We start from the raw sequence: 17236 nt of genomic DNA on the forward strand, positions 1-17236 counted from the left end.
GAACAAAGCTCTGTTCTATTGCGGTTAGCGGCTAATAAAAAGAGTTGTTCACATCATTACAAGCTGCAGGTGAAAGGTGTAGGAATGCAGAAACAATCAAAGCTCTATTCTATTTTTAACGGCGCCATTATTTTAACGCTCGCAGGTTTATTTACGAAAATCTTAAGTGCCACTTATCGTATTCCATATCACCATATCGCGGGAGATATAGGGTTTTATATCTATCAGCAAGTTTATCCGCTATATGGAATTGCGCTACAGCTAGGTACATATGGTTTCCCTGTAATTATTTCAAAGTTAGTAGCTGAGTATGCGGTAACAAATCGGAGAAAGGAAATCCGAGGAATACTTCAAGTTTCGTTTGCTTTTTTGTTTGTAGTAGGCTGCACGATATTTGCGTTTGAATATATTTTCGCAGAAACGATTGCCGAGTGGATGGGAGATCGTAAATTAACGGTTCTCATTCAAATTATTTCATTTTCCTTTTTACTTATTCCGTTTATTGCTGTTATTCGTGGTTATTATCAAGGATTACATAATATGTTTCCTACAGCGCTGTCTCAAATTGCAGAACAAGTTGTACGGGTAGGGACTATTTTGTATCTGTCTATTTTCTTGATCCAACATGGTTATGATCTATATACTGCAGGGGCGGGAGCTATTTTTGGTTCCATAACAGGCGGTATCACATCCCTTATTATTTTATTTTTATTTGTTTTTAGAACAAAGACAAATTCTAAGGGAGTATTTCAACGCATAAAAAAAGCAGACATCAAGAGAATATTTAAAATCCTTATTATTCAAGGCTTATTAATTTGTATTAGCGGTATGGGTCTGCTGTTTATCCAGCTTATTGACTCCTTTACTTTATATTCTAGTCTAACGGCGCACGGCATGGCTGAAGAAGCAGCACAAATTTTAAAAGGTATTTACGACCGCGGTCTTCCGTTGATTCAATTAGGTACAGTAGTAGGTACAGCTTTTTCGCTTTCGCTTGTACCTGTTATTTCTTCAGCCATTGCGAAAAAGAACTTGTCATTTGTGGTTGAAAAAGTTCAGCTGTCTCTCCGTCTATCGCTTGTAGTCGGAGTTGGAGCAGCTTTTGGCTTGATTGCGCTGATGAAACCCATTAATATGCTTTTATACGGTGACTCCCACGGAACGGACGTTTTACAAATTTTGAGCTTGTTAGTTATATTTACAACAGTAGCAGCAACTGCTGGAGCTGTGCTGCAGGGGATGGGAGCTGTTTTTGCGCCTGTAATAGCCGTCATCGCTGGCATGGCAGTCAAACTAATATTGAATCTTTGGCTAATACCAGATTTTCAAACCATAGGAGCAGCCATTGCTTCCTCAGCTGGATTCGCTATCGTTGCAGCAATCAATCTATTTTGTCTGTATAAAAAGTTAGCTGTACCTCTTGTTCCGAAAAAGGCGAGTGGAGGTATTTTTATAACGGGCATAGCAATGGTCGTTCTTTTGCAAAGCTATTTATTTTGTTTACATCACTTTGTATGGTCTAATGGTTTAGATACAAGCAAACAAGTGGTTGAAACAGGAGCTGGTGTTTTAATAGGCGGTTTGTTTTATTTGTTTATCATTATGAAACAACACATTTTTACCGAAGAGGAATTACGTTTACTTCCAATGGGAAGTGTTTTAGCTAAATACGTATTAAAAAATAAATAAGAAGGTGAAGCAATGACAGGTAAAGTAACAGTTATTGGTTTAGGAGCAGGCGATTTAGAACAGCTACCTGTAGGTATTTATCGCTTGCTACAGCAGGAAAAGCATATTTATATGCGCACAAAAGAACATCCTGTAATCAAAGAATTAGAAAGTGAAGGCTTGACGTATGTATCCTATGATGACGTATACGAATCTTATGATGCATTTGAAGAGGTATATGAACATATATCAAATGATTTAATCGATAAAGCTTCAATAGAAGAAGTGGTGTATGCCGTTCCTGGGCACCCTTTAGTGGCAGAACGTACGGTTCAATTACTTTTACAAAAAGGAAAAGAACGAGGCATTCCTGTTGAAATTAAAGGAGGACAAAGCTTCTTAGACCCAATTTTTGGTGCGCTAAAGATCGATCCTATCGAAGGATTTCAGCTGCTAGATGGAACAGATTTAAAGCGAAGCGAAATAGAGTTAACCGGTCATGTTCTAATTGCTCAAGTGTACGATCAGTTCGTTGCTTCAGAGGTAAAGCTAACACTGATGGAACACGTTCCTGATGATTACCCCGTTTATATTGTAACAGCAGCGGGAAGCAGTGAAGAAAAAATCCAGCCGGTCAAGCTGTATGAATTGGATAGAGAAATGTCGCTCAATAACTTAACGACTATTTATGTGCCTCCAGTAGCAGACGAAACAATTTTATATCATCAATTTGACTCGTTCAGAAGGATTATTGCCACGCTCAGAGGGCCAAACGGATGTCCTTGGGATCAAAAACAAACGCATGAATCGCTCAAGCGCTATTTGCTAGAAGAGTCATATGAGTTATTAGATGCAATTGACCGTCAAGATGACGATAATATGATTGAAGAGCTCGGTGATGTATTGCTGCAAGTATTGCTTCATGCCCAAATCGGTGAAGATGAAGGAATGTTTTCAATTGATGATGTCATTCGCAGTGTTTCAGAGAAAATGGTAAGACGCCATCCGCATGTATTTGGGGAAGTGAGCGTGAATAATGCAGATGAGGTCTTGAAAAATTGGGATGAAATCAAAAAAGAAGAAAAAGGAGAGGAACCTTCTTCTCTGTTAGCTTCTGTACCTGGGGCTATGCCTTCTTTAATGAAAGCGCATGGATACCAAAAACAAGCTGCAAAAGTTGGTTTCGATTGGTCAGAAGTTGAACCAATGTGGGGGAAAGTACAGGAAGAACTTGCTGAATTCCAAGAGGAAGTACAGCATGCTGATAAAGAAAAAATGAGCGATGAATTTGGAGATATTTTATTTGCTTTAGTGAATATTGCAAGGTTTTATAAAATTGACTCTGAAGCTGCATTAGCTAAAACGAATACAAAATTTTTAAATCGATTTCAATATATTGAAGAAAAAGTGAGAGCTTCTGAAAAACCATTTGAATCTTTTTCGTTAGAAGAGTTAGATGAATTTTGGGAAGACGCCAAAAAAACAGGTTTGTAAAACAGAAAGGTGAGGGAATTATGAGGTTAGATAAATTTTTAAAAGTATCACGTTTAATTAAGCGCCGTACATTAGCAAAAGAAGTATCAGACAAGGGCCGTATTACCATTAATGGTATCGTTGCAAAAGCAAGCACAAATGTGAAAGTAGGAGATGAGTTAGCGATCACATTTGGCACGAAGAAAATTACCGTTAAAATAGAGGCTCTTCAAGAAGCAGCTAAAAAAGAAGAAGCAGCTAATTTGTACTCAATTGTCAAAGAAGAGCGTATTTCATCTGAAGTATAACTGATGAAGGCTTGTTCTAAATCACCTTTCTCATTCATATGTTTTAAACAACAGATAACAAGAGCGAATGCTCTTAATGAATGAGGTGGGGATGAAGATATGAGCCAATTTTACGAAACAAGCAATTCAAACAAAGACCATACTCCAAATCATGATTTAGTGATGAAGGGTCGGCGTCTCTTAGATATCACGGGTGTGAAGCAGGTAGAGAGCTTTGACAATGAGGAATTTTTACTTGAAACAGTGATGGGTTTCTTGTCAGTTAGAGGGCAAAATCTGCAAATGAAAAATTTAGACGTTGATCAAGGAATTGTATCGATAAAAGGAAAAATCTTTGATATAGTTTACTTAGATGAGAACCAATCGGAGAAGGCTAAAGGATTCTTTAGTAAGTTGTTTCGATGAGTTTAAACATTCAGCTCTATACAATGCTTGCGATGGTATCGATGGGAAGCGGTTTAGGTGCTTCTCTCGATACTTATCGTTACTTTGTTAATCGCTCTAAATCACGCCCATGGTTTGTATTTGTGAATGACGTATTGTTTTGGATGGTGCAAGCTCTTCTCATTTTTTACGTGTTGTTTTTAGTGAATGAAGGAGAACTGCGTTTGTATGCGTTTCTTGCTTTGTTTTGCGGCTTTGCCGCGTATCAAAGCTTATTTCAATCACTGTATTTAAAAGTATTAACATTTACTGTCTCGAGCGTATTAAGTTTATATCGAGGTGTTTTAACGCTTAGTAATATTTTTTTGGTCAAGCCTATCCGCTTCTTTATTCATATTTTAGTTGTAGTCGCTTTAGGGATCTACCGAGCTGTTCATAAGCTGCTCGTATTCTGTCTAAAGCTTATTTACGTACCGACCAGGTGGCTTCTTTTCGTATTTTGGAGAATGATGCCTAAACCTGTAAAACGATTTTTACATATGGGTTTTCGGTATATAGAAGGAATTTACAATCGTGCAAAGAATATGATAATGAGAATCGTTGCATGGGTGAACACTTTAAAAAACAAGGGGGACGACTAATTCAATGAGTGCGGTACGAAAAAAAAAGGTCGCGAAGTTAAATACTGATTATAGCCATAAACAAGAGCAAATTAAACAAAATACAGATCGAAAGCGTATCGGTTTAATTAGGCGTTTGACTGTTTTCGGAGTGTTGGCCTTAATCATTGGTGGATTGATGGTATCAGCTTTAATTACGCAAACCTCAGCTATTGAGAACAAAAAAGCTGAGAAGGTGAAATTAGAACAGCAGCTGACAAAATTACAAAGCAAGCAAAAACAGTTAAAAGGTGAAATCGTCAAGTTAAATGACGATGATTATATTAAAAAGATTGCCCGCAGAGATTATTTTTTATCAGAAGACGGGGAAATTATCTTTAATGTAAAAAAAGACTAAACGTATGGTTCGTTGACAGTGTATTTTTGCTTTTTGTATAATATAATAAATTGATTTCTTTTATCATTTAAGGAGGAGCATTTTTTTTATGTCAATCGAAGTAGGCAGCAAGTTACAGGGAAAGGTAACAGGTATTACGAACTTTGGAGCTTTTGTTGAGTTACCAGGAGGTTCAACAGGCTTGGTTCATATCAGTGAAGTAGCTGATAATTACGTAAAGGACATTAACGACCATTTAAAAGTGGGCGACGAAGTTGAAGTCAAAGTAATTAACGTTGAGAAAGATGGTAAAATTGGTCTTTCAATTAAGAAAGCGGTAGACAAACCAGAACGTCCAGAAAGACCAGAGCGTCCTGCAAGAGCGCCACGCTCAGACCGTCCACGTGATTCACGCCCACAACGTAATAACAATCGTGGTGGCGGTAATGATTTCCGTACAAAAGAAACATTCGAACAAAAAATGAATCGTTTCTTAAAAGACAGTGAAGAACGTTTATCTTCCCTAAAACGCCATACCGAATCAAAACGCGGTGGACGCGGTGCAAAACGCGGTTAACTTGCTGCTTATATCAAATAGATAGCGAGTTTTTGGAAAGTGCCTTTTATCTAAAAGGTGCTTTTTTTATATGTAAAAAAGAGTAGAAAAAAAGCATGTACTGTTGTACATGCTTTTTGATGACCCGTACGGGATTCGAACCCGTGTTACCGCCGTGAAAGGGCGGTGTCTTAACCGCTTGACCAACGGGCCNTGCCACAAATAAGTAAGCGTTTACTTTATGCTTTTATTGTAAACAAGTTCACAAAACATTTACACAGGTAAAAGTACCCTTTTAAAAGGTATATTATGGATTTTTCATCTTTACATCTAACTCTTTTTACCATAATAAAGATCCTCTTACATTTTATTAAAAAAATGCGTGAGAGGTTTTTTAGATTTGTATATAATAGTAGTAAAGAAAGAGGGGAAAGCATGAGCAATTTACAAACAGAATCACAGCAAGAACTTGAAGAGACAATGGAAACATCAGAACCTAATGTCACAGCTGAAACAGAGAGAACTCTTGATCACGTTTCATATTTCGGATACAGCCTTTTGCGTGACGTGTTAATTCCAGAGCTTCTTGGAGACGAAACAAATACCATTTCATACTGGGCAGGAAAACACCTTGCGCGGAAATACCCATTAAATACAATGGATGAAATCGTCGCTTTTTTTAAAGCAGCTTCCTGGGGAACACTGACGCTTGCAAAAAAAGATAAATATTCACTCGAGCTTGAGTTATCAGGTGATGTGGTCAGCAAAAGATTTCAGCAGGAAACTTGTTCGTTTCATCTTGAGTCAGGATTTGTGGCTGAACAGATTCAGCGTCAAAACAACTGCCTAACAGAAGCCTACTTAACACATAAAGAAAAGAACGGAAAAGTGCTGATTTCCGTGCAGTGGGACCGAAAAGATATCTTACCTACCGAAACACGCGCGGAGCGTTATAAAAAGTAGGAAATACGTATATATAAAAGACGTGGAGATACCACGTCTTTTTTCTCTTCTTTATACTTGCACTGCTTGCTGCTCTTCTAATTCAAATGCTACGTGAAGCGTCTCAACAGCTTTTACCATATCAGCATGCGGTACAACTGTAGATACTTTAATTTCAGACGTGCTGACCATCTTCACTTCAATTTTCTCTCCTGCCAGCACTTCAAACATTTCGGCTGCAACGCCTGGATTAGAAATCATGCCAGAGCCGACAATTGATACTTTAGCCAAACCGCTTTCATGTTCAATACGCGTATATCCCAAAGTAGATTTATACTCTTTTAAGACGGCAAGAGCGGCGTCTACGTCTACGGTTTTAATAGAAAATGAGATAGAGAGACGATTATTAGCCGTTACGTTTTGAATAATAATGTCCACATTTAACTGTTCTTTTGCTAATGCTGTAAAAATAGTAGAAAGAGTTTGCAACTCGTTGTTTAACCCTTCAATTGTCACTCGTGAAATATTATCTTCAAACGCAATTCCTCTTACGACTAAGTTTTGTTCCATTGAAACTTCCTCCTCAACAATCGTTCCATTCTCGTTTTCTAAGCTTGAACGCACTTCTAGCGGTACCTGATAATTTTTTGCAAACTCAACAGCGCGCGGATGCAGCACCCCTGCTCCCAAATTAGCTAATTCTAACATTTCGTCATATGAAATAGAGTGAAGCTTACGAGCATCTTCTACATAGCGCGGATCTGTCGTAAACACTCCTGTTACATCTGTATAAATATCACATTTTGCAGCTTTTAATGCTGCGGCAAGAGCTACTGCCGTCGTGTCAGAGCCGCCTCGACCTAATGTTGTAATGCTACCATCTCCTGAACAGCCTTGGAATCCAGCTACTACTACGATTCGGCCTCTATCTAATTGGCTTTGAATACGAGTCGTGTCAATGTGCTGGATTCGTGCATTGCTGTGAACTGCTTCCGTCTGGATACCAGCTTGCCAACCTGTTAGCGAAGTTGCTTCATACCCTTTATATTGAAGGGCCATTGTTAACAGGGAAATCGTTACTTGTTCTCCAGTTGTAAGAAGCATATCCATTTCGCGTTTGCTTGGACTGTCCGTAATATCACTTGCTAATTTCACCAGTGCATCTGTAGTTTTGCCCATTGCCGATACAACAACAACTACTTGGTTACCGCGCTCTGCTTCTTGAATAACACGGTTTGCTACATGTTGGATACGTTCAACAGAACCAACAGATGTTCCACCAAATTTTTGAACGATTAATGCCATAATTTTGTTCATTCCTTTTCAATAAATTTGCATATGCAGGATGATGAGAAGCTAAATTTTTTTACTCAGACAATAAAAAAAGCAATGAGATGAGCTCTCATTGCTTAACGAACGAAAATTATAAAACATAACCGTCCACTGCCGTGAGATAGCTCTCCAAGAATCTACATCTTGACAATCCTACGTTTATTCAACGCAGAACCAGCAATCATTACTATGAGGTAATGTTCACTTCGGCAAATTTCCCTTTCCGCATCATTCATAAGAGCTCATACCCTTCCTGATACGTACTGATTAAATTTGCACCTCTATCTTCACTTCATTTGATGAAGTGTCGTATGAAATTAGTTAATAGCTTATCAAATATTTTCTATTATTTCAAGACTATTTTTGCAATGTTTCATAAATTTTTTCAGCGATGTTTTGAGGAACACCTGAATTTCGAATATCATCAACCGTTGCTTCTTTCAATTTTTTCACCGAACCAAAATACTTTAACAAAGCTTTTTTACGCTTTTCGCCCACTCCCGGAATATCGTCCAGAACAGACTGAAAAGCGGACTTAGAGCGCACTTGACGGTGGAAGGTAATCGCAAAGCGGTGAACTTCATCTTGAATTCGCTGAAGCAAATAAAATTCTTGACTATTGCGTTCGAGCGGTATGATTTGAGGAGGCTCACCAATCATCAGGTTGGAGGTTCTGTGCTTATCATCTTTGACAAGACCTGCTGTAGGCACTAAAAGTCCCAATTCATTTTCGAGAACGTCCTGTACTGCAGCTAAATGCCCTTTGCCTCCATCTACAACAATTAAATCTGGAAGCGGAAGACCCTCTTTTAACGCTCTGGAATACCGTCTGCGAACGACTTCTCTCATGGAACTGTAATCATCTGGTCCCTTTACGGTCTTAATTTTATATTTGCGATATTCTTTCTTTTCCGGTTTCCCATCAACAAAAACAATCATCGCAGAAACGGGATCTGTCCCTTGAATATTTGAATTATCAAATGCTTCAATCCGATAAGGAGCGGCAATTCCAAGCTCTTCTCCTAACCGTTCAACTGCGCCAACCGTGCGCTCTTCATCTCGTTCAATTAAATAGAATCTTTCACCGAGCGCAATTTTTGCATTTTTACACGCAAGTTCTACTAATTCTTTCTTTTTGCCTCGCTTTGGATGCTGAACCTCTGCTTCTACTAATTTCTCAGCCAACTCTGCATCAATCGTTGCTGGAACCATTACTTCTTTTGGCTTAATATTTTTGGCATAAAACTGACCGATAAAAGTTAAGAAATCTTCTTCTGGCTCTTTATAAAAAGGAAACATAGAAACTTCTCGCTCAATTAACTTCCCTTGGCGAATAAAGAAAACTTGAACACACATCCAGCCTTTATCATAAGAATAGCCAAACACATCTCGATTGACAAAATCATTAAACGTTACTTTTTGCTTTTCCATTGTCGCTTCGATATGAGCAATTTGATCTCGATATTCTTTAGCCCGTTCAAAGTCAAGTTCTTCTGAAGCTTTTAACATTTTTTCAGTTAATTCTGTTTTGACATGCTCATATCCACCATTTAAAAACCGCGTGATATTTTCAATAATTTGTTTGTTTTGCTCTTCTTTTACTTCTTTTACGCAAGGAGCTAGGCATTGCCCGATATGGTAATACAAACAAGGTCTGTCTGGCATGGTAGAGCACTTTCTTAATGGATAAATGCGATCAAGAAGCCGCTTTGTTTCATTTGCAGCTTGAACGTTAGGATAAGGCCCGAAGTATTTCCCTTTATCTTTTTTTATTTTTCTTGTAATAACAAGTCGGGGCTGCTTTTCAGCTGTAATCTTAATAAAGGGATAACCCTTATCATCTTTAAGCATGATATTGTATTTTGGATCATGCTTTTTAATTAAATTCATTTCTAAAATAAGTGCTTCTAAATTAGAAGATGTGACGATATATTCAAAATCGACAATGTCGTTTACAAGTCGAAGCGTCTTTCCGTCATGAGATCCGGTAAAGTAGGAGCGCACTCGATTTTTTAATACTTTTGCTTTTCCTACGTAAATGACCGTTCCATATTTATCTTTCATCAAGTAACAGCCGGGCTGATCCGGTAAAATAGCCAGCTTTTCTTTTAAATAATCGTTCATATTTTTCTCCTTCCTCTTCTCTTACTCTGTCCATCTATACATTCGCTTATGAAGCGTAACCTACATTCTTTCCTGCTTTACAATACATGCACATAAGCCGGATTTATGGCGGTGTTCCTTACATCTAGTATAAAACAAACGAACGCATATTCGCTAAATAAAAGTATTCCCAAAAGAGAAAAAGTGGAGAAAAAGAAAAAACCTAGCCTGAGCTAGGTTTTGACTTACGCGTGTTTATTAATTAATTCTGTTAATGCTTCTTTTGGTTGGAAACCAACTACTTGGTCAACTTTCTCTCCATCTTTAAATAATACTAAAGTTGGGATACTCATAACACCAAATTTTCCAGCCGTTTCTTGGTTTTCATCAACGTCTACTTTCACGATTTTAACTTTATCGTTAAGTTCGCCATCGATTTCTTCAAGAACTGGAGCAATCATTTTACAAGGGCCACACCATGGTGCCCAAAAGTCAACAAGCACTAGGCCTGATTTAATTTCATCTGTAAAGTTTTTATCTGTAGCATGTGCAATAGCCATTTTAATTCCTCCTAAATATATGCAATATCCAAATTCTACTCACAGTATATCACCTTCAAATAAGGTTTGCTAACTTTTTGCTTACATTTATACTGTTTATTCTCCGCTCTAGTTTGTACAATTCACATAAAAACATACGTAGAAAATTTCGTTTTCCATGAGGCTGAGACATAACGAAATGAATCCTATCTAAAGACGAACGAATAGTATACAAGGGCTGAACCGCTTGCGACACCGCAGATGATTTCTGTGCAAGACTTTGCTTTCTGCAGGAGTCTTCGCCTTGCCCTCCAATCAACTGCTAGAAAGACCCACACACATGAAACCTGCGTTTACCCTAACAAAAAAACGAACCACTAATCAAACATCTTGATCAATGGTTCATTTTTCACTTCGTCTAAAATCCTTTTGTCTCAGCCTCTTACGCAGACTGTACTTTCAGCTTTTTGAATTCTTCCGTTAGCAGAGGCACCACTTCAAATAAATCTCCAACGATTCCGTAATCAGCTACTTTAAAAATATTCGCCTCAGGATCTTTGTTAATGGCAACAATAATTTTTGAATTTGACATGCCGGCCAAATGCTGAATGGCTCCCGAGATTCCGCAGGCAATGTATAAATCTGGTGTGACTACTTTGCCCGTCTGACCGATCTGAAGAGAATAGTCGCAGTAATCTGCATCGCACGCTCCGCGAGACGCCCCAACAGCTCCATTTAACACGTCCGCTAGTTCTTGGAGAGGTCCAAAACCTTCCGTTCTTTTTACACCTCGACCACCTGCAATCACGACTTTTGCTTCGGATAAATCAACCCCTTGCGTTGCTTTCCGTACAACTTCTTTTACAACTGTACGCAGGTTTTTGATTTCAACATTTAAATCCTCTACATCGCCTGTACGTCCCTCATCTTTTGCAAGCGGTGAAATATTATTTGGACGAATCGTGACAAACGTAAAAGCATCGGTCATGATTTTCTTTTCAAATGCTTTACCAGAATAAATTGGGCGGGTGAAGACTACTTGATCCCCTCCAACTTCTACATCCGTCACATCTGAGATAAGTCCTTTGTCTAAGCGAGCTGCCAGTTTTGGCGCTAGGTCTTTGCCAAGAGCCGTATGGCCAAATACGATAGCTTCAGGTTGTTCACTTTCAATGATGGCTAATAACGCCTGAGCATAACCATCCGATGTGTAAGCAGCTAAATCTTCATGCTCCGTCACAACAACTTTATTCGCTCCGTATGCAATAAGCTCTTCACTTAAAGCTTTTACGTCCTTTCCTACTAACGCTGCAACAATTTCCCCACCGTCAGCTACAGTAGACGCTGCGGAAATCGCTTCAAACGATACGTTTCGTAATCCCCCATCACGTGCTTCTCCTAGAACTAACACTTTACGTCCCATTGCAATACCCCCATTGTTTTAACTTTTGACTTATTAAATGACTTTTGCTTCTTTATGCAGTAAATTGACCAGTTCTGTCACTTGATCTTTTATATCTCCTTGTAGTACGCGTCCTGCGTCTTTTTTCGGAGGCAAATAAATTTCAATTGTCTTTGTTTTTGCTTCTACATCATCTTCATCTAAATCTAAATCATCCAATTCCACTTCAACCAACGGTTTCTTCTTCGCTTTCATAATCCCTGGAAGAGATGGATAGCGAGGTTCGTTAAGTCCCTGCTGAGCTGTTACTAAAAGAGGAAGCGACGTTTCGATAACCTCGGAATCACCTTCCACATCGCGTACAACAGTCACTTTTTCACCTTCGATATCTAATTTTGTAATCGTCGTAATATAAGGGATTTCTAACTGTTCTGCTACGCGCGGTCCCACTTGGCCCGAACCTCCGTCAATCGCTACGTTTCCTGCCAAAATTAAGTCAGGAGATTGTTCTTTTAAGTACTGTGCCAGCAGCCTAGAAGTCGTGTACTGATCGCCATCTTCTATGTCATCTTCCGTATTGATTAAAACCGCTTTATCTGCTCCCATAGCCAAAGCTGTTCGGAGTTCTTTTTCTGATTCTTCCCCTCCTACACTCACGACCGTAATCTCCCCGCCATGCTTTTCCTTTAGCTGAATAGCTTCTTCAACTGCATACTCATCGTAAGGATTAATAATAAATTCAGCCCCATCTTCAACAATTTGACCATTTTTTAATGAAAGTTTCTCCTCTGTATCGAATGTTCTTTTTACTAACACGTAAATATTCATTCAATTCCCCTCCTAAGCTTATTTTCCTAAAAATTTAGGCTGGCGCTTTTCAATAAAAGCGGCTACGCCTTCTTGAGCATCCCTGCTTTTGAATACGCTTCCAAAAAACTGCGCTTCTTTTTTGATGCCGCTGTAATAAGCATCTGTTTTTACATGCTGAAGCAGCTGCAAGGTGGCTTTAACAGAGATTGGGCTTTTTTTGGCAATTTTTCTAGCAAGTAAAAATGTTTCATTGATAAGCTGACTTTCTTCAAAAGCTGCATTTGCCAATCCTAACTCCACTGCCTCGCTTCCGGATATTGGATCACTTGTCAGCATCATCTCACAAGCCTTATGAACTCCTACATAACGAGGTAATCGCTGAGTTCCTCCAAATCCTGGTATAATCCCTAACTGAAGCTCAGGCAAGCCCAGCTTAGCATTTTCTGTTACCAAACGGATATGGCAGCTCATAGCAAGCTCCAACCCTCCGCCTAAAGCAGCTCCATGAATAGCTGCAATCACTGGTTTTGGGTAATTTTCAATATACTCAAAGAGCTCTTGACCGTTAACAGCAAGCTTCTCGTATTCTTTTTCCTGCTGAAGTGATGTGAATTCTTTTATATCAGCACCGGCACAAAAGAATTTCCCTTCACCTTTAATGACGATAACCCTTGTCTCTTTACTATCTTCTAAATGTTTTAAAACACTTGAAAGATCTTTTAATAAGTCTTGAGACAAAGCGTTAGCAGGTTGTCTATTCAACGTAATGAAACTTATTGCATCAACAGTTTCAACCTGGATAATTTCCATTTGTTTACGCCACCCTTTCTTTCTATTTTCATTACCTTGCGCTTTTCCCCTCGCAGGGGAGCAGCAGGCTCACTTACGATTATGAGCCGCTGCAGCCGTTTAACAGCAGGGAATGGACTTTATCTACCGATTCTATTAGACCATATCGATGATCGTTCATTACCCATGTTGTGACAGTTTCATCAATCGTTCCAAAAATCATCTGTCGCGCAAGACGAATATCTATATTTTCAGAAAACTCACCCGTTTCGATTCCTGTCTGCAAAATAGAATCAATGAGAGTCAGATAATCTTTTAATACATCGTTAATTTTCAATCTTAAATCTTTGTTCGATTGACGCAGTTCGAGCTGGGTCACTGTAGCTAAATGATGATCCTCCGCTAGAAACGAAAAATGTTTGTCAATTAACACATGAAGTTTTTCTGCCGCGGTTTCAATTCCCGCCAGTTCTTCATAAATTTTTTCTACAAATTGTCCCATCTTCTCTTGAAACAAGGAAATCAAGACATCTTCTTTGTTTTTAAAATATAAATATATCGTACCGTCTGCAACTCCAGCCTGCTTAGCAATTTTAGAAACCTGAGCATTGTGGTATCCGTTTTCTGCTATTACTACTACAGCTGCATCGATAATCTGTTTATACTTTGGCTTATTTCTTCTCAATCTTATACGCTCCTTTAAAATATGAATGATTATTCATTCATATCTTTATAATAAAGAAACCGCAAGTATCTGTCAATTATGTTTCAGGAAAAAAATCAAAGGCGACGATCGATTACGTCGCCTTTTTATGCTTTTCATTTTCTTCATCAATCAGCGCTCGTCGCAGAATCTTACCGACCGCTGTTTTGGGAAGCTCATTTCGAAATTCATAAAGGCGCGGAACTTTATAAGCAGCTAAATACTTTCTAGAAAACTCATTTAACTCTTCTTCAGTACATCTTACACCATTTTTTAATACAATGTAAGCCTTCACCGTTTCTCCTCTATATGGGTCAGGAACACCCACCACTACAGCTTCTTGAATTTTTTCATGCTCATATAATACTTCTTCAACTTCTCGAGGATAGATATTATATCCCCCGGCAATAATAATATCTTTCTTCCGATCTACTACATAAAAATAACCTTTATCATCCATATAGCCAACATCACCTGTTAGCAACCATCCGTCTCGCATAACAGCCTCCGTTTCTTCAGGCTGCTTCCAATATCCTTTCATTACCTGAGGACCTTTAACCGCAATTTCTCCTACTTCGCTTACAGCAGCTTCTTTACCTGTTTCAAACGAGAGAATTTTGGCATCTGTGTCTGGCCAAGGCACTCCAATGCTTCCTGGTATCCTCTCTTTCCAAAGAAAATTAGCATGAGTAACAGGAGAGGTTTCCGTTAATCCATATCCTTCCACTAATTTACCTCCGGTGAGCTTTTCAAACTGCTCCTGCACTTCCACAGGAAGTGGAGCCGAACCGCTCATACATGAATCAATAGAAGATAAGTTGTATTTTGCTAAATCAGGATGGTTTAATAATGCAATGTAAATCGTCGGCGCACCTGGAAATAAAGTAGGCTGCTGCTTATGAATGGTTTTGAGCGTCGTTTTTGCATCAAATTTAGGCAGAAGAACCATCTCATAGTTTTGCAAAACCGATAAAACAAGAACCGTTGTTAAACCATACACATGAAAAAATGGGATAATTCCAAGCACTTTTTCTTTTCCATGCCTGCAGCGGTATAACCAATGTGAACACATCGTTGCATTGGCTACCAAGTTTTTATGAGTAAGCATGACTCCTTTTGGAAAACCTGTTGTTCCCCCGGTGTATTGTAAAATCGCGATATCTTCGTCTAAAATTCCCTCAGCGTTACATACTGCGGGAGAGGATTCATCTATAATACGTTTAAATAAATGAGTAGTCTCCGTATGACTCACATCCACGCTTATCTTCTGCTGTTTGCGCTGAATAAATGGATACATTATGTTTTTGGGAAATGGGAGATAATCTTGAATAGAGGTGATGACTACGTGCTTTATTTTTGTTAACGCTTTCATTTTTACTACACGCGGATATAGCAAATCGAGTGCAATAATCATGGTCGCTTCTGAATCATTAAGCTGATACTCTAACTCTCTTTCCGTATACAAAGGGTTTGTTTGAACGACTACTCCTCCGGCAAGCAGAACCGCATAAAAGGAAATGACAGCTTGAGGGCAATTTGGAAGCATAATGGCTACTCTATCCCCTCTTTTTAATCCCAGTTCAATAAGGTAAGATGACAGCTTCAGAGAATCTTGATGCAGCTGGGAAAACGTCATTTTTTTCCCTAGAAAATAGATTGCGCTTTTTTTAGGATCCTTTTGAACTGCTTCTTCAAAAAGCTGTGCTAAATTTTTTTGTTCATAATGAAGCCTAGCAGGTATTTCATCCGGATATTGAGAAAGCCATATCTTTTCGGTGGATTCCACACGCATCCTCTCCCTCAAAAAAAAATAAAAAATTAGAATTTTCTAATTAAAATTATAGTTCATTCTTTTTTTAGATGCAATCGTTATTGAATGTTCTCTTTTCTACCTAATCATTCTTTCATCCTGCAGCGTAATAAATAAAAATTGGATTTACCCCTGTACATTATCCGAATTTTTTGTATATAATAAAAATTAGATTTTTTTAAGGAGCTGTATGAATTGACAACAACATTGACTAAAGGACCGTTCAAAGCAGATCACGTTGGAAGCTTTTTGCGTCCCGAGCGTATCAAACAAGCACGATTACAAGTGGAAAACGGGGAAATGACAAAGAAACAGCTTCGAGCAATTGAAGATGAAGAAATTCGTAAACTCGTAGAAAAGCAAAAACAAATTGGATTAAAAGCCGTCACAGACGGTGAGTTTCGCCGCGCGTGGTGGCACTTTGATTTTCTGTCAGAGCTTGTTGGCGTAGAACTTTACGAAGCAGAGTCCGGAATTCAGTTTCACGGAGTCCAAACAAAAGCTCACGGTATAAAAGTGACTGGAAAACTAGATTTTAATCACCACCCTATGATTGAAGATTATAAATTTCTTCATCAAGCTGCTGGAAAAGAACACGTAGCTAAGTTCACCATTCCAAGTCCTAATATGCTATTTTTCAGAGGTCATATTGAAGAGTCTTCTTACTCGGATACGGATGTATTTTTTGCTGATTTAGTTAAAACATATCAAAAAGCCATTCAAGCATTTTATGATGCCGGATGCCGCTATTTACAGTTAGATGATACTGCGTGGGCAGTCTTTTTCTCAGAAAAAGGACAAGAACAAATCGCGTCAAAAGGTTTCACGCCCCAAGAATTACTGAAACGTTTTACAGATGCGATCAATGAATCCATTGCGCATAAGCCAGATGATATGGTCATTACAATGCATATTTGCAGAGGGAATTTCCAGTCCACTTATACAGCAAGCGGCGGATATGAAAATGCGTCCAAAGCTATTTTCAGTCAGTTAAACGTAGATGGACTATTTTTAGAATTTGATGATGAACGCTCAGGAGGATTCGAACCTCTTCGACATGTAAAGCGAGATGATCTTCAGATTGTCCTTGGTCTTATCACATCAAAATTTGGAGATTTAGAAGATCCTGAAGCAGTGAAAAAACGAATTGCTGAAGCGGCAGAATTTGTTTCTCTTGATCAAATTTGTTTAAGTCCCCAGTGCGGATTTGCTTCTACAGAAGAAGGAAATTTACTAACTGAAGAACAGCAGTGGGATAAAGTAAAGCACGTGATTTCAATTGCTGAAGACGTATGGAAGTAGTCATTAAAAAAGCTGACCTGCTTTAAGGTCAGCTTTTTTGCTGTCATCATGATGTTAGGAAAAGCTATATAGATAAATAGATAAGACCAATAAGCATAAACACTCCGCATAAAACGAGT

Annotated in this window: 17 protein-coding genes, 1 tRNA gene and 1 riboswitch; of the genes, 9 read left to right on the plus strand and 9 right to left on the minus strand. The window is 38.6% G+C overall.

Going from position 1 to position 17236, the window contains the following annotated elements; all coding sequences use genetic code 11:
* The first annotated feature begins 84 nt into the window (after nucleotides 1–84).
* From ACFX4W_RS07770 to ACFX4W_RS07800, 7 genes are all read left to right on the plus strand, one after another.
* Nucleotides 85–1689, plus strand: a complete 1605-nt coding sequence (locus ACFX4W_RS07770) for a putative polysaccharide biosynthesis protein (RefSeq protein WP_043979013.1) — start codon at nucleotides 85–87, stop codon at nucleotides 1687–1689.
* Nucleotides 1690–1701: 12 nt separating this feature from the next.
* Nucleotides 1702–3162 (plus strand): bifunctional methyltransferase/pyrophosphohydrolase YabN, encoded by a 1461-nt coding sequence (yabN, locus tag ACFX4W_RS07775; RefSeq protein ID WP_043979011.1) that lies wholly within the window; start codon nucleotides 1702–1704, stop codon nucleotides 3160–3162.
* 20 nt (nucleotides 3163–3182) lie between these two features.
* Nucleotides 3183–3449 (plus strand): RNA-binding S4 domain-containing protein, encoded by a 267-nt coding sequence (locus ACFX4W_RS07780; RefSeq protein WP_013054875.1) that lies wholly within the window; start codon nucleotides 3183–3185, stop codon nucleotides 3447–3449.
* A gap of 99 nt (nucleotides 3450–3548) precedes the next feature.
* Entirely contained in the window at nucleotides 3549–3854 is a 306-nt protein-coding gene (yabP, locus tag ACFX4W_RS07785; protein WP_013054876.1) for a sporulation protein YabP, read from the plus strand.
* Entirely contained in the window at nucleotides 3851–4474 is a 624-nt protein-coding gene (yabQ, locus tag ACFX4W_RS07790) for a spore cortex biosynthesis protein YabQ (protein WP_025753169.1), read from the plus strand. The genes yabP and yabQ overlap by 4 nt, the downstream gene beginning before the upstream one ends.
* Nucleotides 4475–4478: 4 nt before the next feature.
* Nucleotides 4479–4850: an FtsB family cell division protein gene (locus ACFX4W_RS07795; RefSeq protein WP_013054878.1), complete on the plus strand. Its 372-nt coding sequence runs from the start codon at nucleotides 4479–4481 to the stop codon at nucleotides 4848–4850.
* Between the two features lie 88 nt (nucleotides 4851–4938).
* Nucleotides 4939–5406: a S1 domain-containing RNA-binding protein gene (locus ACFX4W_RS07800; protein ID WP_013054879.1), complete on the plus strand. Its 468-nt coding sequence runs from the start codon at nucleotides 4939–4941 to the stop codon at nucleotides 5404–5406.
* A gap of 120 nt (nucleotides 5407–5526) precedes the next feature.
* On the opposite strand, the gene ACFX4W_RS07805 is transcribed toward ACFX4W_RS07800, so the two are convergent.
* A tRNA-Glu gene (locus tag ACFX4W_RS07805) sits at nucleotides 5527–5598 on the minus strand.
* Between the two features lie 222 nt (nucleotides 5599–5820).
* On the opposite strand from ACFX4W_RS07805, the gene ACFX4W_RS07810 reads away from it, so the two are divergent.
* Complete coding sequence (locus ACFX4W_RS07810; RefSeq protein WP_013059401.1) at nucleotides 5821–6348, plus strand: YslB family protein; 528 nt, start codon at nucleotides 5821–5823, stop codon at nucleotides 6346–6348.
* Between the two features lie 51 nt (nucleotides 6349–6399).
* Here the strand turns inward: ACFX4W_RS07810 and ACFX4W_RS07815 are convergent, their stop codons facing one another.
* The 8 genes from ACFX4W_RS07815 to ACFX4W_RS07850 all read right to left on the minus strand — a co-directional run bounded on the left by ACFX4W_RS07815 (nucleotide 6400) and on the right by ACFX4W_RS07850 (nucleotide 15797).
* Nucleotides 6400–7632, minus strand: a complete 1233-nt coding sequence (locus ACFX4W_RS07815) for an aspartate kinase (protein WP_043976041.1) — start codon at nucleotides 7630–7632, stop codon at nucleotides 6400–6402.
* A 141-nt stretch (nucleotides 7633–7773) separates the two neighbouring features.
* Nucleotides 7774–7951: riboswitch (Lysine riboswitch) on the minus strand.
* A 65-nt stretch (nucleotides 7952–8016) separates the two neighbouring features.
* Entirely contained in the window at nucleotides 8017–9783 is a 1767-nt protein-coding gene (gene uvrC / locus ACFX4W_RS07820; protein ID WP_280560398.1) for an excinuclease ABC subunit UvrC, read from the minus strand.
* Between the two features lie 224 nt (nucleotides 9784–10007).
* Entirely contained in the window at nucleotides 10008–10322 is a 315-nt protein-coding gene (gene trxA / locus ACFX4W_RS07825; protein WP_013059404.1) for a thioredoxin, read from the minus strand.
* A 421-nt stretch (nucleotides 10323–10743) separates the two neighbouring features.
* A complete protein-coding gene (locus ACFX4W_RS07830; RefSeq protein WP_043976037.1) occupies nucleotides 10744–11724 on the minus strand; it encodes an electron transfer flavoprotein subunit alpha/FixB family protein in 981 nt (326 codons plus the stop codon).
* 33 nt (nucleotides 11725–11757) lie between these two features.
* Nucleotides 11758–12531, minus strand: coding sequence for an electron transfer flavoprotein subunit beta/FixA family protein (locus tag ACFX4W_RS07835; protein WP_016765685.1), 774 nt, complete (start codon nucleotides 12529–12531; stop codon nucleotides 11758–11760).
* A gap of 18 nt (nucleotides 12532–12549) precedes the next feature.
* Nucleotides 12550–13323, minus strand: coding sequence for an enoyl-CoA hydratase (locus ACFX4W_RS07840; RefSeq protein WP_013059407.1), 774 nt, complete (start codon nucleotides 13321–13323; stop codon nucleotides 12550–12552).
* 79 nt (nucleotides 13324–13402) lie between these two features.
* Nucleotides 13403–13987 carry a fatty acid metabolism transcriptional regulator FadR gene (locus tag ACFX4W_RS07845; RefSeq protein ID WP_013059408.1) on the minus strand — a complete coding sequence of 195 codons (585 nt, stop codon included), beginning with the start codon at nucleotides 13985–13987 and terminating at the stop codon, nucleotides 13403–13405.
* Nucleotides 13988–14099: 112 nt separating this feature from the next.
* Entirely contained in the window at nucleotides 14100–15797 is a 1698-nt protein-coding gene (locus ACFX4W_RS07850; RefSeq protein ID WP_043976034.1) for an AMP-binding protein, read from the minus strand.
* A 213-nt stretch (nucleotides 15798–16010) separates the two neighbouring features.
* Here ACFX4W_RS07850 and ACFX4W_RS07855 point away from each other — a divergent pair, with 213 nt between their 5' ends.
* Nucleotides 16011–17117, plus strand: a complete 1107-nt coding sequence (locus tag ACFX4W_RS07855; RefSeq protein WP_016765688.1) for a 5-methyltetrahydropteroyltriglutamate--homocysteine S-methyltransferase — start codon at nucleotides 16011–16013, stop codon at nucleotides 17115–17117.
* Nucleotides 17118–17236 lie beyond the last annotated feature (119 nt).

It is taken from the genome of Priestia sp. YIM B13489, assembly GCF_042787645.1.
In the GTDB taxonomy this organism is placed as follows: Bacteria; Bacillota; Bacilli; order Bacillales; family Bacillaceae_H; genus Priestia; species Priestia megaterium.